17 protein-coding genes and 2 pseudogenes are annotated in these 22653 nt (G+C 74.5%); 5 read left to right on the plus strand and 14 right to left on the minus strand.

The features are described 5' to 3' along the window. Window positions 1-16: 16 nt before the first annotated feature. Both ACGFI2_RS00075 and ACGFI2_RS00080 read right to left on the minus strand, forming a co-directional pair. Window positions 17-1159 carry an acyl-CoA dehydrogenase family protein gene (locus ACGFI2_RS00075; protein WP_393508106.1) on the minus strand — a complete coding sequence of 381 codons (1143 nt, stop codon included), beginning with the start codon at window positions 1157-1159 and terminating at the stop codon, window positions 17-19. Between the two features lie 20 nt (window positions 1160-1179). Continuing rightward, window positions 1180-1713, minus strand: a complete 534-nt coding sequence (locus ACGFI2_RS00080) for a hypothetical protein (protein ID WP_393508109.1) — start codon at window positions 1711-1713, stop codon at window positions 1180-1182. A gap of 82 nt (window positions 1714-1795) precedes the next feature. Here ACGFI2_RS00080 and ACGFI2_RS00085 point away from each other — a divergent pair, with 82 nt between their 5' ends. Continuing rightward, window positions 1796-2452, plus strand: coding sequence for a 4a-hydroxytetrahydrobiopterin dehydratase (locus tag ACGFI2_RS00085; RefSeq protein ID WP_393508112.1), 657 nt, complete (start codon window positions 1796-1798; stop codon window positions 2450-2452). A gap of 420 nt (window positions 2453-2872) precedes the next feature. On the opposite strand, the gene ACGFI2_RS00090 is transcribed toward ACGFI2_RS00085, so the two are convergent. Then, window positions 2873-3559 (minus strand): UdgX family uracil-DNA binding protein, encoded by a 687-nt coding sequence (locus tag ACGFI2_RS00090; protein ID WP_393508115.1) that lies wholly within the window; start codon window positions 3557-3559, stop codon window positions 2873-2875. A 96-nt stretch (window positions 3560-3655) separates the two neighbouring features. Further along, window positions 3656-4993, minus strand: a complete 1338-nt coding sequence (locus ACGFI2_RS00095) for an aminotransferase class I/II-fold pyridoxal phosphate-dependent enzyme (protein WP_393508118.1) — start codon at window positions 4991-4993, stop codon at window positions 3656-3658. Window positions 4994-5031: 38 nt separating this feature from the next. Between ACGFI2_RS00095 and ACGFI2_RS00100 the strand changes: the two genes are divergently transcribed. Both ACGFI2_RS00100 and leuE read left to right on the plus strand, forming a co-directional pair. Then, a complete protein-coding gene (locus tag ACGFI2_RS00100) occupies window positions 5032-6276 on the plus strand; it encodes a bifunctional pyridoxamine 5'-phosphate oxidase family protein/GNAT family N-acetyltransferase (RefSeq protein WP_393508121.1) in 1245 nt (414 codons plus the stop codon). After that, entirely contained in the window at window positions 6276-6932 is a 657-nt protein-coding gene (gene leuE, locus ACGFI2_RS00105) for a leucine efflux protein LeuE (RefSeq protein ID WP_393510005.1), read from the plus strand. Before ACGFI2_RS00100 ends, leuE begins: the two co-directional genes overlap by 1 nt. Before the next feature lie 70 nt (window positions 6933-7002). Here leuE and ACGFI2_RS00110 read toward each other — a convergent pair whose 3' ends face one another. The 10 genes from ACGFI2_RS00110 to ACGFI2_RS00155 all read right to left on the minus strand — a co-directional run bounded on the left by ACGFI2_RS00110 (window position 7003) and on the right by ACGFI2_RS00155 (window position 17468). Next, on the minus strand, window positions 7003-7932 hold the full coding sequence (locus ACGFI2_RS00110) for a sporulation protein (RefSeq protein WP_393508124.1): 930 nt from the start codon (window positions 7930-7932) through the stop codon (window positions 7003-7005). A gap of 125 nt (window positions 7933-8057) precedes the next feature. Beyond that, window positions 8058-9122, minus strand: a complete 1065-nt coding sequence (locus ACGFI2_RS00115; protein ID WP_393508127.1) for a hemolysin family protein — start codon at window positions 9120-9122, stop codon at window positions 8058-8060. After that, window positions 9119-10474: a hemolysin family protein gene (locus ACGFI2_RS00120; protein WP_393508130.1), complete on the minus strand. Its 1356-nt coding sequence runs from the start codon at window positions 10472-10474 to the stop codon at window positions 9119-9121. Before ACGFI2_RS00120 ends, ACGFI2_RS00115 begins: the two co-directional genes overlap by 4 nt. A 163-nt stretch (window positions 10475-10637) precedes the next feature. Continuing rightward, window positions 10638-10967: a monovalent cation/H(+) antiporter subunit G gene (gene mnhG, locus ACGFI2_RS00125; protein WP_393508133.1), complete on the minus strand. Its 330-nt coding sequence runs from the start codon at window positions 10965-10967 to the stop codon at window positions 10638-10640. Between the two features lie 120 nt (window positions 10968-11087). Continuing rightward, window positions 11088-11351: a monovalent cation/H+ antiporter complex subunit F gene (locus tag ACGFI2_RS00130; protein WP_393508136.1), complete on the minus strand. Its 264-nt coding sequence runs from the start codon at window positions 11349-11351 to the stop codon at window positions 11088-11090. Beyond that, window positions 11348-11959, minus strand: a complete 612-nt coding sequence (locus tag ACGFI2_RS00135) for a Na+/H+ antiporter subunit E (protein ID WP_393508139.1) — start codon at window positions 11957-11959, stop codon at window positions 11348-11350. The genes ACGFI2_RS00130 and ACGFI2_RS00135 overlap by 4 nt, the downstream gene beginning before the upstream one ends. After that, the gene (locus tag ACGFI2_RS00140) at window positions 11956-13461 is read right to left on the minus strand and encodes a Na+/H+ antiporter subunit D (protein WP_393508142.1); all 1506 of its coding nucleotides are present in this window, start codon (window positions 13459-13461) and stop codon (window positions 11956-11958) included. Before ACGFI2_RS00140 ends, ACGFI2_RS00135 begins: the two co-directional genes overlap by 4 nt. After that, a complete protein-coding gene (locus tag ACGFI2_RS00145; RefSeq protein ID WP_393508145.1) occupies window positions 13458-13937 on the minus strand; it encodes a Na(+)/H(+) antiporter subunit C in 480 nt (159 codons plus the stop codon). Before ACGFI2_RS00145 ends, ACGFI2_RS00140 begins: the two co-directional genes overlap by 4 nt. Beyond that, window positions 13934-16765 (minus strand): Na+/H+ antiporter subunit A, encoded by a 2832-nt coding sequence (locus ACGFI2_RS00150; protein ID WP_393508148.1) that lies wholly within the window; start codon window positions 16763-16765, stop codon window positions 13934-13936. Before ACGFI2_RS00150 ends, ACGFI2_RS00145 begins: the two co-directional genes overlap by 4 nt. 349 nt (window positions 16766-17114) lie before the next feature. After that, window positions 17115-17468: a hypothetical protein gene (locus ACGFI2_RS00155; protein ID WP_393508151.1), complete on the minus strand. Its 354-nt coding sequence runs from the start codon at window positions 17466-17468 to the stop codon at window positions 17115-17117. A gap of 177 nt (window positions 17469-17645) precedes the next feature. Between ACGFI2_RS00155 and ACGFI2_RS00160 the strand changes: the two are divergent. Both ACGFI2_RS00160 and ACGFI2_RS00165 read left to right on the plus strand, forming a co-directional pair. After that, a pseudogene (locus ACGFI2_RS00160) lies at window positions 17646-18596 on the plus strand (DEAD/DEAH box helicase); the annotation flags it as partial. 306 nt (window positions 18597-18902) lie between these two features. Further along, a pseudogene (locus tag ACGFI2_RS00165) lies at window positions 18903-22511 on the plus strand (helicase-related protein); the annotation flags it as partial. Between the last annotated feature and the right edge of the window lie 142 nt (window positions 22512-22653).

Raw genomic sequence — 22653 nt, forward strand, 5'->3', positions numbered from 1 at the left:
CCGGTAACCGGTTTCGCTACAGGCCGAGGCCGCGGCCGATGATCTCCTTCATGATCTCGGTGGTGCCGCCGTAGATGGTCTGCACCCGGCTGTCCAGCCACGCCTTCGCCACCGGGTGCTCCAGCATGAAGCCGTAACCGCCGTGCAGCTGCACGCACCGGTCGGCGACCTTGGTCTGCAACTCGGTGGTCCACCACTTGGCCTTCGCCGCGTCGGTCACCGAGAGCCGGCCGGCGTCGTACTCGGTGACGCAGTGGTTGACGAACGTCCGCGCGATGGTGACCTCGGTGTCCAGCTCGGCCAGGAGGAAGCGGTTGTGTTGGAACCTCCCGATCGGCCGGCCGAACGCCTCCCGGGACCGGGCGTGGTCCAGCGTGAGCGCGAGCAGCTTCTCGCAGGCCGCCACCGCGCCGACCGCGATGCTCAGCCGCTCCCGGGGCAGGTTGGCCATCAGGTGGTAGAAGCCCTGGTTCTCGGCGCCGATCAGGTTCTCCGCCGGCACCCGGCAGTCGTCGAAGAACAGCTCGGCGGTGTCGTTGGCCTTGAGACCGACCTTGGCCAGCCGGCGTCCCCGGTCGAAACCCGGGGTGCCGCGCTCCACCACCACCAGGCTCACCCCGTGCGCGCCCTGCTCCGGGGCGGTCTTGACCACCACCACCACGAGGTCGGCCAGCTCGCCGTTGGTGATGAACGTCTTCTGGCCGTTGAGGACCAGCGAGTCGCCGTCGCGGACCGCGGTGGTGCGGATGCCGGCCAGGTCGCTGCCCGCGCCCGGCTCGCTCATCGCGATGGCGGTGACCAGGTCGCCGGAGCAGAAGCCCGGCAGCCAGCGCTTGCGCTGGTCCTCGGTGGTCAACTCGGTCAGGTACGGCGCCACCACGTCGTTGTGCAGCCCGAACCCGAGACCGGTGCAGCCGGCCGAGACGATCTCCTCGTCGAGCACCGCGTTGAACCGGAAGTCGCGCTGCCCGCCACCGCCGTACGCCGGGTCGACGTCGGGGCCGAGCAGCCCGGCCGCGCCGGCGGCCCGCCACACCTCGCGGTCGACGATGCCGTCGGCCTCCCACCGCTCGTGGTGGGGCACCGCCTCCCGGGCCAGGAACCGGCGGCAGAGGTCCCGGAACTCTTCGTGGACGGGCTGGTAGAGATGCTGCTCCATGGCGGCCAGTCTGGCACCGCTCACGCGGTCGGCACAGTCGCGCGCAGCCGACGCTCCCGGCGCCCGGTACGCGCGGCGACGGCCAGCACCGTGACCAGGGCCATCCCGAACCCGATCGCGCTGGACGTCCACCCGACACGGACGGCGAGCGCGATCATCGCACCGAGGAACAGCGTGCCCGCGACGGCTCCCCACAGCGCTCCTCGGCGTACCGCCGGCAGATCGTCCGCGACCGTCGCCAGCCCTGCCTCGTCGGTGGGCGGCTCGCCCCGGCGCAACGCGACCTCGGTCACCCGCCAACCGGCGGCCCGCTCCGCCTCGGCGGCCGTGCGTCGCTTCCGGCCCATCCGGCCTCCCCAGCTCAACGCCAGGGGGAAGATGCCCCAGATCGCTCCGGCCAGGCCGGCTCGGACGACCGCGACCAGCGCGGACCCGTCCCGCTCCTCCCAGAGCCGCAGCGGCAGCCAGAGAAGCGCGGCGAGGAGCATGAACACCACGTACGGCCCGGGCGGGCCGAGCCGTACCAGCGGCGCGAGGCGGTTGTCGGCGGCCATGCCGGGGCCGTACCCCACCGTGCGGATCGGCAATCCGGTGTGGAGGGTGGCCGGGCGGCCCGGGGCACGTCAGGATGGCCGGATGGGCACGCTGACCGGAGCACAGATCGCCGACGCCGGGCTGGACGGGTGGACCTTCCTGCTCGGCGCGTTGCACACCCGCATCCGTACCCCGGATTTCGCGGCCGGCCTGGCGCTGGTGGCCGCCGTCGGCGCGGAGGCCGAGCGGCTCGACCACCATCCCGACCTGGACCTGCGCTACACGCACGTCGACGTGCGGCTCTGGTCGCACGACGCGGGCGGTGTCACCGGGCGCGACCTGCGGCTGGCCCGGACGATCACGGCGCTCGCCGCCGAGGCCGGGCTGACGCTCACCCACGCCGGCCTGGCCCGGCTGGAACTCGCGTTGGACAGCCCGGAGCACGCCGCCGTGGCGCCGTTCTGGCGGGCGGTCCTGGCGTGGGCGCGACCGGGCGACGGAGGCACCGCCGACGACGAGGTGCGTGACCCGGCCGGGACGCTGCCCACGATCTGGTTCCAGGGCTCCGGGCGCGACGAGCCCCGGCAGCGCTGGCACCCGGACGTCTGGGTCGATCCGGCCGAGGTCGCGGCGCGGATGGAGGCGGCGCTGGCGGCCGGCGGGACGCTTGTCAGCGATGCCGAGGCGCCGAACTTCTGGGTGCTCGCCGACCCGGACGGCAACCGCGTCTGCCTCTGCACGTGGCAGAGCCGCGGCTGACTCATCGGGCGGGGAGCCGCACCCGGCCGTCGCCGACAGCCCGGCGCTCCACCCTCAGCCCCTTGGACTGTACGAAGAACGTCTTGGTATCTCCCGTCAGCGTGCCTACATCTTGATCAACCGCAGGGACTTCCCGGCACCGGTCGCTACGCTCAAGATGGGCAACGTGTGGCTCAAGGAGCACGTCGAGGCGTGGATTGCCGAGAGGCGCCCTCACCTGCTTGAGAGCGACGACGAAGCCTAAGCGGACGAACACGGTGGGCGCCTCCGCGCCTGTAGACACCCATGGCGTTCCACTCACGCCCCAGCCAGCCCACGAGTGGAACGCTATGGGTGCGCCGGGTCCGTTTTGGCACCCATAGCGCTCCACCCCTTCGAGGACGTTCGTTGCCGCGATCAAGGGGCGGCATCTGGGCTGACTCAGCGCAGCGCGCCGGCGGCCACCGTCAGGTCGGCGACCAGGCCCTCGTACGCGACGTCCTGGTTGTCCGCGCGCAGCACGGCGGACGGGTGGATGGTGGCGAGCAGCCGGGTGTCCGGCGCGTCGGCGACCGCGCCGGTGCGGTCCACCGGGACCCGCGCGAAGTCCTCCGGGTGCTGTGCGGCGGCCGGCCAGGGCAGCAGTTCGCCGCGCTGCCGTGTCACCCGGAACGTCGGGCCGAGCAGCGCCTTGGCGGCGGTGGCGCCGAGCACCACCACGACCTCCGGGCGCAGTCGGGCGAACTCGGCGACCAGCCAGGGCCGGCAGGCGGTGATGTGCACCCGGTCCGGGGTCTGGTGGATGCGCCGCGTGCCGCGCAACTCGAAGCGGAAGTGCTTGACCGCGTTGGTCAGGTAGAGCTGGCCGGGGTCGAGGCCGGCGTCGTCCACCGCCCGACGCAGCAGCCGCCCGGCCGGGCCGACGAACGGCAGCCCCTTCTGGTCCTCGACGTCGCCCGGCTGCTCGCCGACGAGGACCACCCGGGCATGCTCGTCACCACGGCCGAAGACGGTCTGCGACGCGTCCCGGTAGAGCTCGCAGCCCCGGCAGCCGGCCGCGGCGGCGCGCAGCTCGTCGATGGTGTCCGCCTCCGGCGGGATGAACTCCTGCGCTCCGCTCTCAACCATGCCGATGGTTCTACCCCCTCCCCCGGCCGCCACGCCGCACCCCCCGCGTTCGCCTGAAGGCGGCGTTGAGAAGGGGCCCCTTCTCTACCGGAGGCGTTAATAGGGGGCCCCGCCTCTCGTGGGGTGGGTGGCGCGGGCGAGGGCGTCGGCCAGCGCCGGCAGGTCGGCCTCGTCGAGTGGGCTGACGGTGAGCCGGACCGCGGGCGCGGCGGCGATCCGGTAGAGGCCGCCGGGCGCCACCGACCAGCCGGCGTCCCGCAGCGCGGTGACCGCGACCGTCTCGTCGGGCACCGGCACCCAGACGTTGATCCCGGTGCGCCCGTGCGCGGCCAGCCCGTGCGCGGCGAGCGCCGAGACCAGCCCGTCGCGCCGCCGGTCGTAGCCGTCCGCCGCGCGCCGCACCAGCTCCGCGGTGGCCGGGTCGCGCCAGAGCGACAGGACCAGGCGTTGCAGCACGGTGGAGACCCAGCCGGCGCCGACCCGGGCCCGGCCGGCCACCCGGGCCACGGTGGCCTCGTCGCCGGCCAGCACGGCGAGCCGCAGGTCGGGCCCGTAGGGCTTGCTCACCGACCGGACGAAGGCCCACGCCGGGGTCGCCCCGGCGAGCGGGTGCAGCGGTACGCGGGCCAGCTCGGCGGCGTGGTCGTCCTCGATCAGCAGCAGGTCGGCCCGGCCGGCGAGCAGCGTCCGCAGCGCGGCGGCCCGCTCGGCGGAGACGGCCGCGCCGGTCGGGTTCTGGGCCCGGCTGGTCACCACCAGCGCGCGGACCCCGGCGGTCAGCGCGGCCCGCACCCCGGCCACGCTCGGCCCCTCGTCGTCCACCGGCACCCCGACGGTACGCAGCCCGAGCGCGGCGATCAGGTCGAGCAGGTTGGCCCAGCCCGGGTCCTCCACCGCCACCGCGTCGCCGGGGCGCAGGTGGGCGGCGAGCAGTCGCTCGATGCCGTCGAGCGCGCCGCCGGTGACGGTCAGCTCGCCGGCCGGCACCCCGTCGGCGGCGAACCGTTCCCGGGCGACCGCGACCAGGTCGGGCAGGACGGCGGCGTCCGCGTACCCGGTGGGGGTCCCGATCTCGGCGGCGAGGGCGGCGAGGTGCGGCCCGAGCGGGGGCAGCAGTCGCTGGTCGGGGTGCCCGGCGGAGAGGTCGCGGGTGCCGGGTCGCGGCGGGGGCGCCAGCGCGGTGCGGCGGGTGGCCACCGGTGGGCGGGGCCGGACCCGGGTGCCGTGCCGGCCGGCGGTGACGACCAGGCCCCGCTGCCGCAGCTCCTGGTAGGCCTTCGCGACGGTGGCCGGGCTGACGCCCAGCTGGCCGGCGAGCGCGCGGACCGCCGGAAGGGGATCGCCCGGGGCGAGGGCGCCGGCGCGGATGCCGGACTCCACGCTCGCCGAAATGGCCGCCGACGTGGACCCGCTGACCTGATAATGTTCTGCCACAGTTCGATGATTGTACTAGAACAGAGGTGGGATGTCGCATGTACCCTCCGACCAGCCGCACCACCGCCACCCGCACCCGGGACCGGATGCGCTACGACCGCGCCACCGCCCACGCGCTGCTCGACGAGGCGTACCACTGCGCGCTGGCGTTCGTCGTGGACGGTGAGCCGCGGCTGCTGCCGACCCTGCACGTCCGCGTCGACGACACGCTCTACCTGCACGGCTCCACCGGCAGCCGGCCGCTGCTGGCCGCCCGGAGCGACACCGGGCTGCCGGTCTGCGTCGCGGTCACCCACCTCGACGGGCTGGTCTACGCCCGCTCCCAGTTCCACCACAGCGCGAACTACCGCTCGGTGGTCGCCCACGGCACCGCCCGGCTGGTCACCGACGAGCGGGAGAAGGCCGCCGTGCTGACCGCGCTGGTGGAGAAGGTGGCCGCCGGCCGGTCCGCCGAGAGCCGGCCGCCGAACCGGCGCGAGCTGGCCGAGACCGCGGTGCTGGCGCTGCCGCTGCGCGAGGTCTCGGTACGCGTCCGGACCGGCGGGGTCAACGACGAGCCGGCGGACGAGAGCCTGCCGCACTGGGCCGGGGTGTTGCCGCTGCGGCTCACGCCCGGGCTACCCGAACCGGCCGACGGCGTGACCGCGCCGGTGCCGGCGTACCTGCGGCCGGCCCGGTCGGCATGGCTGGAGCCGGTGGTGCTGCGCGGCGAGCACGTGGTGCTGGAGCCGCTGGACCTCTCCCACGCCGAGGACCTGCACGCCGCCCTCGACGACGAGGAGGTCTGGCGATACGTCGGCAGTCCGCGCCCCACCGAGGTGGCCGGGACGGCCGAGCTGATCCGCGCCGCCCTGGACGCCGGGTCGCGGGGGGTCCGGACGCCGTGGGTGCAGCGCTGCGCGGTCACCGGGACCGTGGTCGGCACCACCTCCTACTACCAGGTCGACCCCGACCTGCGGTCGCTGGAGATCGGCTACACCCAGCTCGGCCGGCGGTGGTGGCGCACCGGGATCAACACCGAGGCGAAGCTGCTGCTGCTCACCCGCGCCTTCGAGGAACTGGAGGCGGTGCGGGTCACCTGGCAGACCAGCACGCTCAACGAGCGGTCCCAGCGGGCCATCGAGCGCCTCGGCGCGGTGCGGGAGGGGACGCTGCGGTCCAACCGGCGTCGCGCCGACGGCACCTGGCGGCAGTCCGCGCTCTACTCGATGCTCGCCGAGGAGTGGCCGAACGCACAGGTCGGACTGCGGGAACGGCTTCGCCCGGCGACCTCCGCCGGGTGATGATGTCCGGCGTGCTGGGGATCACCGACATCGGGACGTACGTGCTGGGCACCGTGGCGATCGTGCTGCTGCCCGGCCCGAACTCGCTCTTCGTGCTCGCCACCGCCGCCCGGCGCGGAGTCGCCACCGGTTACCGGGCGGCCGCCGGGGTGTTCGTCGGCGACGCGGCGCTGATGGTGCTCTCCGCCGCCGGGGTGGCCTCGCTGCTCCGGGCGTACCCGCCCCTGTTCCTCGTGATCAAGTACGCCGGCGCGGCGTACCTCGGGTGGTTGGGGTTGGTCATGCTGCGCGGCGCGTGGCGGCGCTGGCGCGACCGCAACGACCCGGCCACGCCGCGCCTGATCGACGAGGTGGAGCCGGCCCGCGACCCGTTCCGGCGGTCGTTGACGATCAGTCTGCTCAACCCGAAGGCGATCCTCTTCTTCGTGTCGTTCTTCATCCAGTTCGTCGACCCCGGGTACGAGTGGCCGGCGCTGTCGTTCCTGCTGCTCGGGCTGATCGCGCAGGTGACCAGCGCGCTCTACCTGACCGCGTTGATCTTCACCGGCACGTTCCTGGCCAGCCAGTTCCGGCGCCGTCGGCGGCTCGCCGCGACCGGCACCACCGCCGTCGCCATGCTCTTCCTCGGCTTCAGCCTCAAGCTCGCCGCCGGTTGAGTTGTAAGGCGGGGCCCCCTGTTGACGCCTTGGCAGAGGAGGGGGCCCCGCTCAACACCCCGCGCGGCGCTCAGGTGCCGTCGCCACCGCCACCACCGCCGCCGACACCCGCGCCGCCGGCCGTGCCGCCGAGGCCGTAACCGGGGGCGACGGGCTGGTCGGGATGGCGGCTGACGTGTGCCGACTCCCGGATCGTGGCCGACCAGTCCGCGTGCGACGCCACCTCGGCGTGCCGGTCGATGGCGCGCCGCAACCAGCCGTCCACCATGGCCACCCAGTCCCGCCGGTCCGCCCCGGCGTGCCAGACCCGGAACCGGCTGATGCTCTGGTGGGTCACCCCGGCCAGGGCGAGCCGCCGGTCCAGCCAGAACAGCACCTCCATGCCGGCCGAGTCCGTCACCATGATCACTTCCAGCTCGGTCATCGGCCCGGCGTAGAGCGGGGCGGCCCAGAAGCCGAGCCGCTGCTGGAACGGCAGCGTCTGCGCCACCCCGGGCAGCCGGCCCTGCAGGAGCCCCGCCTGCCGCATCACAAAGCCGAGCGTGTCCAACGCGGCGAGCAGGTGCTGCTGGGTGGGCAGCGGGTGGACTCCGACCGGCACCATCTCGCCCTGGTCCAGGTCGGGGTCGACGGACACCTCGGTCCGCAGCCCGGTGCGCAGGGTCATCAACGGCACCCCGCCGAACACCGTCACCGGCGTCTCCCAGGGCAGCGGCACCGCGAAGTCGACCGCCCGCCGCCGTCCCGCCGGAACCACGAACCGGCCCGCGATCGGCCACTGGTGATACTGCACGAGCCGGCGCGGCGCTCCCGGGTCCTCCGGCTCGACCTGCGCGACCAGCCCCAGCCGGATGTGCCGGACCAGGACGTCCTCGCTCGCGGCGGCCAACGTCACCCGTCCCGGCAGGCGTAGGCCCGGCCGGGTGCTCGGATTGGTCAGGGTGGTGCTCACCGAGAGCCCGGTCCGGAAGGCCCCCCGGGACACCCCCGTCAGCCGCATGCCGGCGGCATTCCCGCTGCCCGCGCACGCATGCGCGGTCCGCCGGAGCCGGATCGGCGAGATGGCGGCATCCGGGGTTACCCGGACACCGCCACCTCGGCGTACTGGTGTCGATCAGGAAGCGGTCAGCGTAGGCGGCGGCCTCGGGGGATCGGGTCGGTCTCGTCGTCGAACTCGCCGATGACCTCCTCCAGCAGGTCCTCCAGCGCGACGAAGCCGATCGGCCGGGTCGGCCCACCGCCGTTGCGCACCAGCGCGAGCTGCGCCTGCCGGCCGCGCATGGCGGCCACCGCCTCGGTCACCGACGCCTCGGCCGGCAGCGTGAACGCGTTCGTCATGAGCTCCCCGGCGGTCGCCGGCCGGCCGGTGGTGACCGCGCGCACCGCCTCGCGCACGTGCACCAGGCCGCACACCTCGCCGCCGGTGTCGACCACGGCGAGACGGGACCGGCCGCTGTCCCGGGACACGTGCTCGATCCGCTCGGCGGTGTCCTCCCGGCGTACCGTGACGATCCGGTCGAACGGCTCCATCACCTGCGCCACCGTGGTGCCCTGCAACTCCAGCATGCTGGTCAGCAGCTGGTGCTGCTCGGCGCCGAGCAGCCCGTGCTCCCGCGACTGCTCCAGCAGCATGCGCAGCTCGTCCGGGCCGTGCACCTGGGCGAGCTGGTCCTGCTGCTGCACCCCGACCAGCCGCAGCATCGCGTTGGCCAGCCCGTTGAGCAGCGACAGCACCGGGCGGGCGATCCGGGCGAACGCCCGGAACGGCAACGCCAGCAGCATCGCCGACCGCTCCGCGTCGGTGATCGCCCAGGACTTCGGCGCCATCTCACCGACCACCAGGTGCAGGAACGTCACCAGGCCCAACGCGAAGACCAGCGCGATCACGTGGCTCGCCGCGTCGGGCAGGCCGACCGCGTGCAGCAGCGGACTGAGCAGGTACTCGATGGCCGGCTCGGCCAGCGCGCCGAGACCCAGCGTGCACAGCGTGATGCCGAGCTGGGCGCCGGCCAGCATCAGACTCAGCTCCCGGACGCCGTCCAGCGCCGCGCGGGCCGCCCGACCGCCACCGGCGGCCGACTGCTCCAACCGGTAGCGCTTCGAGGCGACCAGCGCGAACTCGGCCGCCACGAAGAACCCGTTGAGCGCCAGCAGCACCGCGGAGATGAGAAGCGCGAACCCGGGGCTCATGCCGCACCCTCCCCGGACACCCCGGCGGTCGACCGCAGCCGGACCGAGTCGGCCACGTGCCGGTCCACCGCCAGCACCTCGACCAGCACCCGGGTACCGGTCGACGGCTCGTCGCCGTCACCGGCGGGCGCGATCTCCAGCCGGTCACCGACCTCGGGCACCCGGCCCAGCTCCCGCATCACCAGCCCGGAGAGCGTGTCGTACTCGGGCGCCTCGGGCAGCTCGATGCCGGTGCTGTCGGCGACCTCGTCGATCCGCCAGCGGGCCGGCACCACCCAGGAGCCGTCCTCCTGCCGGGCCGGCGCCCGCTCCGGCGGGTCGTCCTCGTCGCGGATCGGCCCGACCAGCTCCTCGGCGAGATCCTCCAGCGTGATCACGCCGGCGAACCCGCCGTACTCGTCGACCACGCAGGCCAGCTGCCGGTGCCCGGACCGGAGCCGGTCCAGCACCGTCGGCAGCGGCAGCGTCTCCGGCACCAGCAACGGGGGTACGGCGACCGCGTCGATCCGGGTACGCGCCCGCTCGGCCGGCGGCACCCCCAGCACGTCGGCGATGCCGACCACACCGATCAGGTCGTCGACGCCCTCGGCCCCGCGGACCGGGAACCGGGAGTGGCCGGTGTCGAGCATCTCGACGACCCGGCTGACCGGCTCGTCGGCGCGGACGGTGTGCACGTCCACCCGCGGCACCATGGCCTCGCCCGCGGTCAGCCCTCGGAAGTCGAGCCCCCGGTCGAGCAGGTCGGACATCTCGGCGTCGAGGTGCCCCTCCTCGCGGGACTCGGCGATGATCTGTTCCAGGTCGGCCGGGGTGGCGCCGCTGGGCAGCTCCTCGATCGGCTCGATGCCGACCTGGCGGAGCAGCCGCACGGCGGCCCGGTCGAAGAGCGTGATCAGCGGACCGGCGATCCGCAGGTAGATCAGGGTGGATCGGGACAGCGCCCGGGCGAGCGGCACGGCCCGGGCGATGGCCAGGTTCTTCGGGGCCAGCTCACCCAGGACCATCTGCACCACGGTGGCGATGACCAGGGCCAGCGCCACCGACAGCGGCAGCGCCACCGCGCCGGACAACCCGGCGAGGCCGAGCAGGTCGGCCAGCCCGGCGCCCAGGTAGGGCTCGGCGACGTAACCGACCAGCAGGGCGGTCACGGTGATGCCGAGCTGGGCGCCGGAGAGCATGAAGGAGAGCCGCCCGGTCACCTCCAGGGCCCGGGCGGCGGCACGGTCGCCACCGTCGGCGAGTTGTTTGAGCTTGCCGCGGTCCACGGCGACGTAACCGAACTCCTGCGCCACGAAGTAACCGGTGGCGGCGGTGAGCACGGTGATGAGAAGGAGACCGACGAGGATCAACACGGGAGGTTCAGGGCTCCCGGGGTCGTCGGGGAGGGAAGATGCCGGGTACGACCCGGCCGGCTACTGCTGCCCTCCGGGGCAGGAGAGTCGATCATGCCGCCATTTTATCGGTGCCCGCTGGATGCCCGCTGAAGGTGCCGGGAACCCTTCCCCACGTCCCGTTTCACCGCCCGGCCAGTTCGTCGACGTCGAGCAGCGACCGGTCCACCCGCCCGGACCGGTAGGCGGCCCGGCCGATCATCTGCGCGGCGACCGGCGCGGTGGAGAGCTGGAAGATCGCCACCAGCACCAGCATCCCCAGGTCCGATCCGGTACGCAGGCGCAGCGCCAGCCCGGCCAGGAGCAGCAGCACCCCGAGCACCTGCGGCTTGGTGGCGGCGTGCATCCGGTCCAGCGTGTCCGGGAACCGCACCAGCCCGATGCCGGCGACCAGGCTCAGCAGCGCCCCGCCCAGCAGCAGGACCCCACCCACCCAGTCCGCCACCACGCTCACGCTGAGCCACCTTCCGTTCGCGACTGCGGGGCTCGCAACCCCGGCTCACTCCTCGCGCTCACGCTGAGCCACCTTCCGTTCGCGACTGCGGGGCTCGCAACCCCGGCTCACTCCTCGCGCTCACGATTCGGCCCGGACGGCGAAGCGGACCAGGGAGACCGAGCCGACGAAGCCGAGCAGCGAGAGCACCACCAGCACCGGCAACGTGGCGGCGTGGCGGTTCACCGCCGCCTCCGCCCCCACCGCGGCGAGCATGGCCGACAGCAGCAGGTCGGCGCCGACGACCCGGTCCAGCAGGGACGGGCCGCGGTAGATCCGGACCAGGGCGAGCAGCGCGGTGGCCGAGAGCAGCACGGTCAGCGCCAGGGCGAGCAGGACGGTCACGGGTGGTTCCTCCGTTCGACGGGTTCGAGGTCGAGCTGGCGTACCTCGGTGGGAGAGCCGACGGCGCGGACGATGCGCCGCTCGATGACGAGCACGCGGTCGCGGCTGCCGGCCAGGTCGTCGGGGCCACGCACGTCGAGCACGTGCACGTAGAGCACGCCCCGCGCGCGGTCGACGTCGAGGATCAGGGTGCCCGGCACCAGCGAGATCACCTCGGCGGTGAGCGTCAGGTTCAGGTCGGTGCGGACCCGCAGCGGCACCGCGATGATCCCGCCGCGCGGCCGGTAGCCCGGACGCAACGCCACGGCCGCGACGTGCACGCTGGCGCTGACCAGCTCCGCGACGAACGTGCCGGCGAACACCAGCAACGGGCCCGGTCGGAGCCGGCCGCCGAAGGTGACCGGCGGCAGCGGGAAGAAGTACAGCACCGCCGCGCCCACCACCAGCCCGGTGAGCAGGTTGCCCCAGGACACGTCGCCCCAGAGCAGCAGCCAGGCGACGACCAGCCAGCCGAGCGCCACCGCCTGGTCGCGCCGCCGCTCGCCCCGGCTCACCGTCGGCGGCTCGCCGGCGGCGGTGGGCCGGTCCGGGGGCGGGTCGCCGGTCACGGCACGTCCCGCGGCAGGACCGCCCGGACGTACGGGGTGCGCTGGCGCAGGTCGGTGGCGGCGTCGGCGGTGACCTGGAAGAGCGGGCCCGCCATCAGGGTGAGCAGCACGCCGAGCGCCACCAGCGCGGCGGTGGCGCCGACCATCAGGCCCGGCAGCCGGGCGTCCGGGGTGGTGGTGGCCAGCTTCGGCGCCCGCCAGAACGCGATGTTCCACACCCGGGACGCGACGTAGAGGGTGAGCAGGCTGGTCACCGTGCCCGCGGCGACCAGCACGGCGGGCAGCGCGCCGCCGGCCGCCACCCCGGCCTGGAGCAGGCCGAGCTTGCCGAGGAACCCGGAGAACGGCGGGATGCCGGCCAGGTTCATCGCCGGGACGAAGAAGAGCACGGCGATCACCGGGGCGACCCGCGCCAGGCCGCCGAGCTGGCGCAGGTCGGTGCTGCCGGCCCGCTCCTCGACCAGGCCGGCGACCAGGAAGAGCGTGGTCTGGACGGTGATGTGGTGCACCACGTAGAAGATCGACCCGGACAGGCCGGCGACGCTGCTCAGCGCCACCCCGAAGATCATGTAGCCGATGTGGCTGACCAGGGTGAAGGAGAAGAGCCGCTTCATGTCCGACTGGGCCACCGCGCCGAGGATGCCCACCACCATGGTCAGGCCGGCCACCACCATCAGCAGTCCGGAGACCCGGCCGCCGGGGAAGAGCAACGTCTCGGTGCGGATGATCGCGTACACCCCGACCTTGGTCAGCAGGCCGGCGAAGACCGCGGTGACCGGCGCGGGCGCGGTCGGATAGCTGTCCGGCAGCCAGGCCGACAGCGGGAAGACCGCCGCCTTGATGCCGAACGCCAGCAGCAGCATGAGTTGCAGGGTCAGGCGTACGCCGGACGGCACCGCGTCCAGCCGGCCGGCGAGCTGCGCCATGTTCAGCGTGCCGGTGGCCGCGTACACCAGCCCCACGGCGGACAGGAAGAGCAGCGACGACAGGATGCTGACCACCACGTACGTCGAGCCGGTGCGCAGCCGGACCTCGGTGCCGCCCAGCGTGATCAGCACGAAGCTCGCGGCCAGCAGGATCTCGAAGCCGACGAAGAGGTTGAACAGGTCGCCGGCGAGGAAGGCGTTCGTGACGCCGGCGGTGAGCACCAGATAGGTGGGGTGGTAGATGCTCACCGGCGCGGTCTCGCCGGTCTCCGCCCGGCCCTGGCCGATCGAGTAGAGCAGCACGCAGAGCGTGACCGCCGAGGAGACCACCACCATCAGCGCCGCCAACTGGTCGGCCACCAGCACGATGCCGACCGGCGCCGGCCAGCCACCCACCCGCACCACCACCGGCCCGTGCCGGTACGCCTCGACCAGCAGCACCACCGCGACCGCCAGGACGCTGGCCAGGCAGAGCACGCTGATCGAGCGTTGCAGCCGGGGTCGCCCGGTCAGGATCAGGGTGAGCGCCGCGCCGAGCAGCGGCACCACCACCGGCAGCGTCACCAGCCCACTCATGATTCCTCGTCCCGACGCAGCCGACGGCGGGGCGGCTCCGGATCGACCTGTTCCGGGTCCTCGTCCGCACCCTCCCCACCGAGGTCCGCGGCGGCCACCTCGCCGCGCTCGGCCAGCCGGACGATCTGCCGGTCCTCCAGGTCGTCCGGCACCTCGTCGTCGCCGCTGGTGAACCAGCTCCGGTAGGCGACCGCGAGCAGGAACGCGGTCAGCCCGAACGTGATCACCACGGCGGTCAGCACCAAGGCCTGCGACAGCGCGTCGCTCATCCGGTCGGGCGGCGCCGTACCGGCCAGCGGGGCGGCGCCGGACCGCCCGCCGAGCAGGATGAGCAGGTTGACCCCGTTGCCGAGCAGGATGACGCCGAGCAGGATCCGGGTCAGGCTGCGCTCCAGCAGCAGCGTGACGCCGGTGGCGACGAGCACCCCGACCGCCAGCACCACCACCAACGTCGGCCCGGCCATCCCCCGCGTCATGACGGCGGCCCCTGACGCTGGACGGTCAGGCCGCGGCCCGGCTCACCGGCGGCCTCGACGTGCCGGTCCACCTCGGCGCCGAGGCTGCGCAGGATGTCCAGCACCAGCCCGACCACCACCAGGTAGACGCCGACGTCGAAGAAGAGCGAGGTGACCAGGTAGAAGTGGCCGAGCAGGGGCAACCACAGGTTCACCTTGACGCTCTGCAGCACCTCCCCGGTGAGCAGCAGTCCGACTACGCCGCTGCCGACCGAGACGGCCAGGCCCGCGCCGAGCACCATGCCCGCGCCGACCGGGGCCGCCTCGGCCAGCTCGTACCGGCCGCCGGCCAGGTAACGCAGGGTCAGCGCGAGGCCGGCGACCAGGCCGCCGGAGAACCCGCCGCCCGGGGCGTTGTGCCCGGAGAAGAGCAGGAACAGCGACAACAGCAGCACGGTGTGGAAGATCAGGCGGGTGACCACCTCGAACACGATCGAGCGCCGCCGCTCGCCCAGCGTCTGCCCGCCACGCAGCCAGACCGTACGCCCGGCGTGTGGCATCGCCGGGCGGGGTCGGCGCGGGCGCGGTCCGGTGCGGGAACGCTCGAAGATCAGGCTGGCCACCCCGGTCGCGGTCACCACGAGCACCGAGATCTCGCCCATCGTGTCCCAGGCACGGATGTCGACCAGGGTCACGTTGACCACGTTGCGGCCGTACCCCTGCGCGACCGCGAGATCCGGGAAGGCCGCGGAGATCGACGGCGCCCGCCGGGCGCCGGCCGCCGCCAGCGCCAGGCCGGCCATCACCAGCCCGGCGGCCACCCCGACCCCCCGGCGCACCCACCGGCTGCGGCGCAGCGGGCGGGCCGAGAAGCGTTCCGGCAGCCGCCGCAGCACCAGCACGAAGACGGCGATGGTGGCGGTCTCCACCAGGAACTGGGTGAGCGCCAGGTCCGGCGCGCCGTAGAGGACGAACATCATCGCCGTGCCGTAACCGGTCACGCCGACCAGCAGCATGGCGGTGAGCCGGCGGCGGGCCCCGACCGCGAGCACCGCGGCGACCGCGATCACCACGCAGACCACCAACTGGGTCGGGTTGTCCCAGGGCGCCAGCTCCACCCGCCACGGCGCGGTGGCCGCCATCGCCCCGCCCGGCACCAGCACCAGCACCATCAGGACGGTGCCGAGGTACTGCGGCAGCGAGCCGCGCTGGGTGACGCTGGTGACCTCGATGGCGAACCGGTCGAAGCGGTGGGTCACCCACTCGTACCCCTGGTTGCCGGAGATCGGCGAGCGCAGCCGGGCCAACGCCGGGGCGAGCGGGCCACGGACCAGGTGCAGCGCCGCGCCGCCGGCCAGCACCAGGGCGGAGAGGCCCAGCGCCGTGGTCGGCCCGTGCCAGAGCGCCAGGTGCTCGTCGACCGGGCCGAACAGCTCCGCGTACGGCTCGAGCAGGCCGCTCAGCCAGCCGGCGGCCGGCCCGGCGGCGAACCCGGCCACGGCGAGCAGCGCCGGGGGTACGAGCATCGCGGCGGGCGGCCGGTCCACCTCGGTGTCCGGGACGCCGGGCCGGGTGCCGAACGCGCCCCAGAGGAAGCGGATGCTGTAGGCCACCGTCAGCGCACTGCCGGCGACCAGCACCGCCAGCACCCACGGGTGGTCGGTGAACGCGGCGAGCACCGCCTCCTTGGCCACGAACCCGAGCAGCGGCGGCACCCCGGCCATCGACGCCGCCGCCAGCGTGGCGACCGTGGCCAGCACCGGCGCGGCCCGGCCCACCCCGGACAGGTCGCGCAGGTCCCGGCTGCCCGCCTCGTGGTCGAGGATGCCGACGACGAGGAAGAGCGCGGACTTGAACAGCGCGTGCGCGGCCAGCATGGCGACTCCGGCCAGGGCCGCGTGCGGGGTGCCCGCCCCGAGCACCACCGCGAGCAGGCCGAGCTGGCTGACCGTCCCGTACGCCAGCAGCAGCTTCAGGTCACACTGCCGCAGCGCCGCCCAGCCACCGGCGACCAGCGTGACCAGCCCGGCGACCACGGTGATCGGCCGCCACGGCCCGACCGGGGCGAGCGCCGGCCCGAGCAGCCCGATGAGGAAGACGCCCGCCTTCACCATCGCGGCGGCGTGCAGATACGCGCTGACCGGCGTCGGCGCCGCCATCGCCACCGGCAGCCAGGCGTTGAACGGGAACACCGCGGACTTCGCCAACGCGCCCGCCAGGACGAGCAGCACCGCGGTGGCCAGGTAGCCGCCGCCGGGCAGTGGCGCGGCGGCCACCGCCGACCAGCGGTAACCACCGGCATGATGGCCGAGCAGCAGGAACCCGACCAGCATCGCCAGCCCGCCCAGCGTGGTGACGGTGAGCGCCTGGGCGGCGGCCCACCGGCTGGCCCGGCGCTCGGCGCTGTGCCCGATCAGCAGGTAGGAGAAGACCGTGGTCAGCTCCCAGAAGACGTAGAGCAGCAGCAGGTCGTCGGAGACGACGAGGCCGAGCATGGCGCCGGCGAACGCCACCAGCACGGCGGCGAACCGGCCCAGCCCGACCGAGCCGGGCGGAAAGTAACGGGCGCAGTAGACCAGCACGAGCGCGCCGACGCCGCCGACCAGCAGCATCATCAGCCAGGACAGCGTCCCGACCCGCAGCGCGACGTCGAACCGGAGCTGGGGGATCCAGGGGTACGTCTCGACCACCGCTCCGCCGTCGCGTACCGCACCGGTGTGCGCCACCGCCCAACCGACCGCGGCGGCCGGGACGAGCGCGAGCAGCAGGCAGGCACGCGGCCCCCACCTGCGGACCAGCAACGGGGCGAACAGCGCCGCCACCAGGTGCAGGATCAGCAGGACGAGCACACGCACTCCCGGTCGAGGTGACAGCGCGGCGGCGCACGCTGGGGGCACGACCGATCACACGCCACTTCCCACCCGGCCGCGCCGTTTTCCGGAAACCCGCCCAACCGCCGCACCCCACCACAACCCGGGCGCGCGGCGCGCGCCGCGAGATCTTGGTACGAATCGGCCCCATGGGGGCCTTTCCTACCAAGACCTATACGATTCCCATCAAGTGGAACAAGTATCTCGTTTTGCGGTCGCGCGCGACCGGAGAGCGCCTCTCTGATCGACGGCGGCGCGGTGACCCGCGACCCGGAAAGTTGGTGCGGGCGGCAGGTCGCGGACCGGGAGACGGGCGCGACCCGGGGCGTCAGCGCAGGGGGGCGGGGTCGCGGTGGGACGCCGCGGTGGGGTGGGAGTCGGCGAGTTGGCGGGCCGTCCGGTCGACCACGCGCTGCGCGTCGGCGAGGGAGCGGACCGGCAGCCGGGCGTCCCGACTCTCCCGGCGCAGGACGAAGTAGTGCACCGCGGCGCGGACCAACGCCCGGTCGGCGGCGCTGGAGCGTGCGGTGGCGACGACCAGCTCGCGCAGGCGTCGGGCCAGTTCCTCGGCCAGTTCGAGATCCGTGCCGTGCAGACCGGCGCGGAGCGTGGCGAGCCGGCTGTCGACCTTGCGGATGAGCACGTCGGTGCCGGGCCTGAAACCTCGCTCCTCCACGGTCATCCACGCCTCCAGCCACGCCGCGTTGCGAGTGAAGTTACTTTATGTTGCAGGCCGCAAGCAAGCAGTTAAGTGAGACTTAACGGATTAAAGCCTCTATTCATCGCTTCAATTGCTGGGGCGGGACAGAACCACCACGGCACCGGGCCGGATGTCACACCGGCGCGGCAGGATGGTGGCGTGGCGGACGAGGTGACCCCGACAGGCGGGGTGCTGGCGGAATTCGGCGCGGCGACCCGGGAGTGGTTCACCGCGGCGTTCGCCGCGCCCACCCCCGCGCAGGAGGGGGCGTGGCGCTCCGTCGCCGCCCGCCGCAACGCGCTGGTGGTCGCACCGACCGGCTCCGGCAAGACCCTCGCGGCGTTCCTCTGGTCGCTCGACCGGCTGGGCAAGGAGCCGCCGCCGACCGATCCCCGGCGGCGCTGCCGGGTGCTCTACGTCAGCCCGCTCAAGGCGCTCGCCGTCGACGTGGAGCGCAACCTGCGCACCCCGCTCATCGGCATCCGCCAGGCCGCCACCCGGCTCGGCGTCGTCCCGCCCGACATCACCGTCGGCATGCGCACCGGCGACACCCCGGCCGACGAGCGGCGGGCCTTCGCCCGCACCCCACCGGACGTCCTCATCACCACGCCCGAGTCGCTGTTCCTGCTGCTCACCTCCGCCGCCCGCGACTCCCTGCGCGGGGTCGGCACGGTGATCGTCGACGAGGTGCACGCGGTTGCCGGCACCAAGCGCGGCGCCCACCTGGCGCTCTCCCTGGAACGCCTCGACGCGCTGCTCGACCGCCCCGCCCAACGGATCGGGCTCTCCGCCACGGTGCGGCCGATCGACGTCTGCGCCCGCTTCCTCGGCGGCGCGCGCCCGGTCGACGTGGTGCAGCCGCCGGCCGACAAGACCATCGAGGTCAGCGTCCAGGTTCCGGTGGAGGACATGACCCGCCTCGACGAGCAGGAGCCGCCGGCGGACGAGCTGGGCGGGCTCGGCCCGCGCCGGCCCTCGATCTGGCCGGCCGTCGAGGAACGGGTGCTCGCGTTGATCCGCGCGCACCGGTCCACCATCGTCTTCACCAACTCCCGGCGCGGCGCCGAACGGCTCTGCGCCCGCCTCAACGAGCTGGCCGCCGAGGAGGCGGAGGCAGCCACCGCGCCGGAGGGCAGCCGCGTGGCCGCCGGCGGCGACCCGGTGCGCGTATCCGATCTCCTGCCCGATCGCGACGCCCCGCCGGCCGGCGACGGCGCCCCGGCGAACGACGGCCCGGCGAACGGCGACGGCGGCCCGGCGAACGACGGCCCGGCGAACGGCGACGGCGCCCCGGCGGGCGTGGTCGTCACCGGCGACGGCCCGGGCACGGCCGACCGAGCGAACACGACCGACGGGCCAGGAGCCCCGGAGGAGGGCGGGCGCGGCGGTCGGCGCGGCGCGGACGCGTTCGACGGGCCGGTGGGGCCGGTGCGCGCGCCCCGGCAGCCCGCCGAGGTGATGGCACAGTCCGGCGCGGCGGCCGGCGCGCCGACGGTGATCGCCCGGGCGCACCACGGCAGCGTCTCCCGGGAGGAGCGCAAGCACATCGAGGAGGCGCTGAAGTCCGGTCAGCTTCCCGCCGTGGTCGCCACCTCCAGCCTGGAGCTGGGCATCGACATGGGCGCGGTCGACCTGGTGGTGCAGATCGAGGCGCCGCCGAGCGTCGCGGCCGGGCTGCAACGGGTGGGCCGGGCCGGGCACCAGGTGGGTGCCGTCTCCCGGGGCGTGGTCTTCCCCAAGCACCGCGGCGACCTGCTCTCCTGCGCGGTGGTCGCCGAGCGGATGGGGGTGGGCGCGATCGAGGAGCTGCACTACCCGCGCAACCCGCTAGACGTGCTGGCCCAGCAGATCGTCGCCATGGTGGCGCTGGAGCCGTGGCCGCTCGGCGACCTGGCCGTGCTGGTCCGCCGGGCGGCGCCCTTCGCCGAGCTGCCCGACTCGGCGCTGCACGCGGTGCTCGACATGCTCTCCGGCCGCTACCCGTCCACCGCCTTCGCCGAGCTGCGCCCCCGGCTGGTCTGGGACCGGGCGACCGACGTGCTGACCGGTCGGCCCGGCGCCCAGCGGCTCGCCGTGACAAGCGGCGGCACCATCCCCGACCGGGGCCTGTTCGGGGTCTTCCTGGCCGGGGCCGAGCGGGCGGCCCGGGTCGGCGAGCTGGACGAGGAGATGGTCTACGAGTCCCGCGTCGGCGACGTGTTCCTGCTCGGCTCGTCGTCCTGGCGGATCGAGGAGATCACCCCCGACCGGGTGCTCGTCTCCCCCGCCCCCGGCCAGGCCGCCCGGATGCCGTTCTGGAAGGGCGACCAGCTCGGCCGACCGGTCGAGCTGGGCCGGGCGATCGGCGCCCGGGTCCGGGCGCTGCTGCGGCAGTCCGACGCCGACGCCGTCTCGGCGTTGCGCGCCGGCGGGCTGGACGACTGGGCCGCCGGCAACCTGATGAACTACCTGCGCGAGCAGAAGGCGGCCACCCGCTCGCTGCCCGACGACCGGACGGTGGTGGTCGAGCGGTTCCGGGACGAGCTGGGCGACTGGCGGCTCGCCGTGCACTCGGTGCTCGGCGCGCGGGTCAACGGGCCGTGGGCGCTGGCCATCGGTCGCCGGCTGGCCGAGCGGTACGGGGTGGACGCCCAGGTCATGCCCTCCGACGACGGCATCGTGGTCCGGCTGCCGGACACCGCCGACGAACCGCCCGGCGCCGACGTGGTGGTCTTCGAGCCGGACGAGATCGCCCAGCTGGTCGAGGAGTCGGTCGGCACGTCGGCGCTGTTCGCCTCCCGGTTCCGCGAGTGCGCGGCCCGGTCGCTGCTGCTGCCCCGCCGTGACCCGCGCCGCCGGCAGCCGCTCTGGCAGCAACGCCAGCGCGCCGCGCAGCTCCTCGACGTGGCCCGCGAGTACGCCGACTTCCCGGTCACCCTGGAGGCGGCCCGGGAGTGCCTGCAGGACGTCTTCGACCAGCCGGCCCTGGCCGAGCTGATGCGCGACCTGGCCGCCCGCAAGGTCCGCCTGGTCGAGGTGGAGTCCGAGCGCCCGTCGCCGTTCGCCCGGTCGCTGCTCTTCGGCTACGTCGGCGCGTTCCTCTACGAGGGCGACGCGCCCCTGGCCGAACGGCGCGCCGCCGCGCTGGCGCTCGACTCCGGGCTGCTCGGCGAGTTGCTCGGCCGGGTCGACCTGCGCGAGCTGCTCGACCCGGCGGTGCTCGCCGAGACGGCACGCCAACTGCGGTGGCGCACCGAGCAGCGGCGGCCCCGCGACGCCGAGGACGTGGTCGAGCTGCTCCGGGTGGTCGGTGACCTGAGCCCGGCCGAGCTGGCCGAGCGGGGGGTGCCGGACGCCTGGCCGGAGGAGCTGGCGGCGGCCCGTCGGGTGCTGCGGTTGCGGATCGCCGGCGAGGACCGCTGGGTGGTGGTCGAGGACGCGGCCCGGCTGCGCGACGCGCTCGGGGTGGCGCTGCCGGTCGGGGTGGCCGAGGCCTACCTGACACCGGTGGCCGACCCGCTCGGCGACCTGGTCGCCCGGTACGCACGCACCCACGGTCCGTTCGCCGCGTCCACCTGCGCGGCCCGGTTCGGGCTCGGGGTGTTCGTGGTCGAGCAGGCGCTGCGCCGGCTCGCGGCGAACGGCCGGGTGGTCTCCGGCGAGTTCGCTCCGGACAGTGTGGGCACGCAGTGGTGCGACGCCGAGGTGCTGCGCCTGCTGCGCCGCCGCTCGCTGGCCGCGCTGCGCCGGGAGATCGAACCGGTGCCGCCCCGCGCGCTGGCCGCCTTCCTGCCCCGCTGGCAGCAGGTCGGCTCGTCGGCCCGGGGTGTCGAGGCGGTCGCCGCGACCGTCGAGCAGTTGCAGGGCGTGACCGTGCCGGCGTCCGCGCTGGAACGGCTGGTGTTGCCGGCCCGGGTCGCCGACTACTCGCCCGCCCAGCTCGACGAGATGTGCGCCAGCGGCGAGGTGGTCTGGGCCGGCGCCGGCGCGATCTCCGGCGGAGACGGGTGGGTGACGCTGGCATACGCCGACGTCGCGCCGCTGCTGTTGCCGCCGCCGGACGAGGCGCTGACGCTCACCCCGCCGCACGAGGCGGTGCTCGACGCGCTCGCCGACGGGCAGGCGCTCTTCTTCCGCTCGCTCTCCGACCGGGTCGGCGCCACCGACGACGCCGCCCTTTCGGCCGTGGTGTGGGACCTGGTCTGGGCCGGTCACCTCACCAACGACACGCTGGCGCCGCTGCGCGCCGCGTTGGGCGCCGGCGGGGCGCACCGGTCCCGGCCGTCGGCCCCGCGTACCCGTTACCGCCGTCCCGGCCGGGTGGCGCTGCCCAGCCGAGGCGGCCCGCCGACCATGGCCGGCCGCTGGTCCCGGCTGCCCGACCGCGACCTCGACCCGACCCGCCGGGCCGCCGCCCTGGCCGACCTGCTGCTCGAACGGCACGGCGTGGTCACCCGGGGCGCGGTCGTGGCCGAGCAGGTCACCGGCGGTTTCGCCGGGGTCTATCCGGTGCTGTCCGCGCTGGAGGAGCGCGGGGCGGCCCGGCGCGGCTACTTCGTCGAGGGTCTGGGCGCGGCCCAGTTCGCGGTGCCCGGCGCGGTCGACCGGATCCGTGCCCTGGCCGATCCGGCCGACGGTGGCCGCAGCGGCGGCGGGCCGGCCGTGGTGCTGGCCGCCACCGACCCGGCGAACCCGTACGGCGCCGCGCTGCCCTGGCCGGAGCGGGTGGTCGACTCGGGTGACGGCGCCGCCCCGGCCACCGGTCACCGGGCCGGGCGCAAGGCGGGCGCGCTGGTGGTGCTGGTCGGCGGGGATGTGGTGCTCTACGTCGAGCGGGGCGGTCGGACGATCCTCTCGTTCACCGACGACGTCGACACGCTGGGCGCGGCGGGCAAGGCGCTGGCCGACGCGGTGCACTCCGGCGCGTTGGGCGCGATCTCGGTGGAACGCGCCGACGGCGAGGCGGTGCGCTCCTCGCCGCTGCGCGACGCGCTCACCGCGGCCGGTTTCCGGGCCACCCCCCGGGGCCTGCGCCTGCGCGGCTGACCCGGCTCGGCCGGCCCGGCCGTGAGATCTTGGTACGGATGGGCCCCGATGGGGCCGTTTCGTACCAAGATCTCGGCGGGGTTCACCAGGTGGACGAAAAGTCGCCGACAGTGGGAGCTGCGGCGGGGATCTCGTTGCGGGG

The organism is Micromonospora sp. NPDC049282 (assembly GCF_043197045.1).
In the GTDB taxonomy this organism is placed as follows: domain Bacteria; phylum Actinomycetota; class Actinomycetes; order Mycobacteriales; family Micromonosporaceae; genus Micromonospora.

What these genes read in the sequence shown, in the direction of transcription:
- ACGFI2_RS00145 (WP_393508145.1), bottom strand. Translation starts at nt 13,937, where the DNA reads ATGACGCGGGGGATGGCCGGGCCGACGTTGGTGGTGGTGCTGGCGGTC.
- ACGFI2_RS00100 (WP_393508121.1), top strand. Translation starts at nt 5,032, where the DNA reads ATGTACCCTCCGACCAGCCGCACCACCGCCACCCGCACCCGGGACCGG.
- leuE (WP_393510005.1), top strand. Translation starts at nt 6,276, where the DNA reads ATGATGTCCGGCGTGCTGGGGATCACCGACATCGGGACGTACGTGCTG.
- ACGFI2_RS00115 (WP_393508127.1), bottom strand. Translation starts at nt 9,122, where the DNA reads ATGAGCCCCGGGTTCGCGCTTCTCATCTCCGCGGTGCTGCTGGCGCTC.
- ACGFI2_RS00085 (WP_393508112.1), top strand. Translation starts at nt 1,796, where the DNA reads ATGGGCACGCTGACCGGAGCACAGATCGCCGACGCCGGGCTGGACGGG.
- ACGFI2_RS00110 (WP_393508124.1), bottom strand. Translation starts at nt 7,932, where the DNA reads ATGCGGCTGACGGGGGTGTCCCGGGGGGCCTTCCGGACCGGGCTCTCG.
- ACGFI2_RS00140 (WP_393508142.1), bottom strand. Translation starts at nt 13,461, where the DNA reads ATGAGTGGGCTGGTGACGCTGCCGGTGGTGGTGCCGCTGCTCGGCGCG.
- ACGFI2_RS00090 (WP_393508115.1), bottom strand. Translation starts at nt 3,559, where the DNA reads ATGGTTGAGAGCGGAGCGCAGGAGTTCATCCCGCCGGAGGCGGACACC.
- ACGFI2_RS00075 (WP_393508106.1), bottom strand. Translation starts at nt 1,159, where the DNA reads ATGGAGCAGCATCTCTACCAGCCCGTCCACGAAGAGTTCCGGGACCTC.
- ACGFI2_RS00080 (WP_393508109.1), bottom strand. Translation starts at nt 1,713, where the DNA reads ATGGCCGCCGACAACCGCCTCGCGCCGCTGGTACGGCTCGGCCCGCCC.
- ACGFI2_RS00155 (WP_393508151.1), bottom strand. Translation starts at nt 17,468, where the DNA reads ATGACCGTGGAGGAGCGAGGTTTCAGGCCCGGCACCGACGTGCTCATC.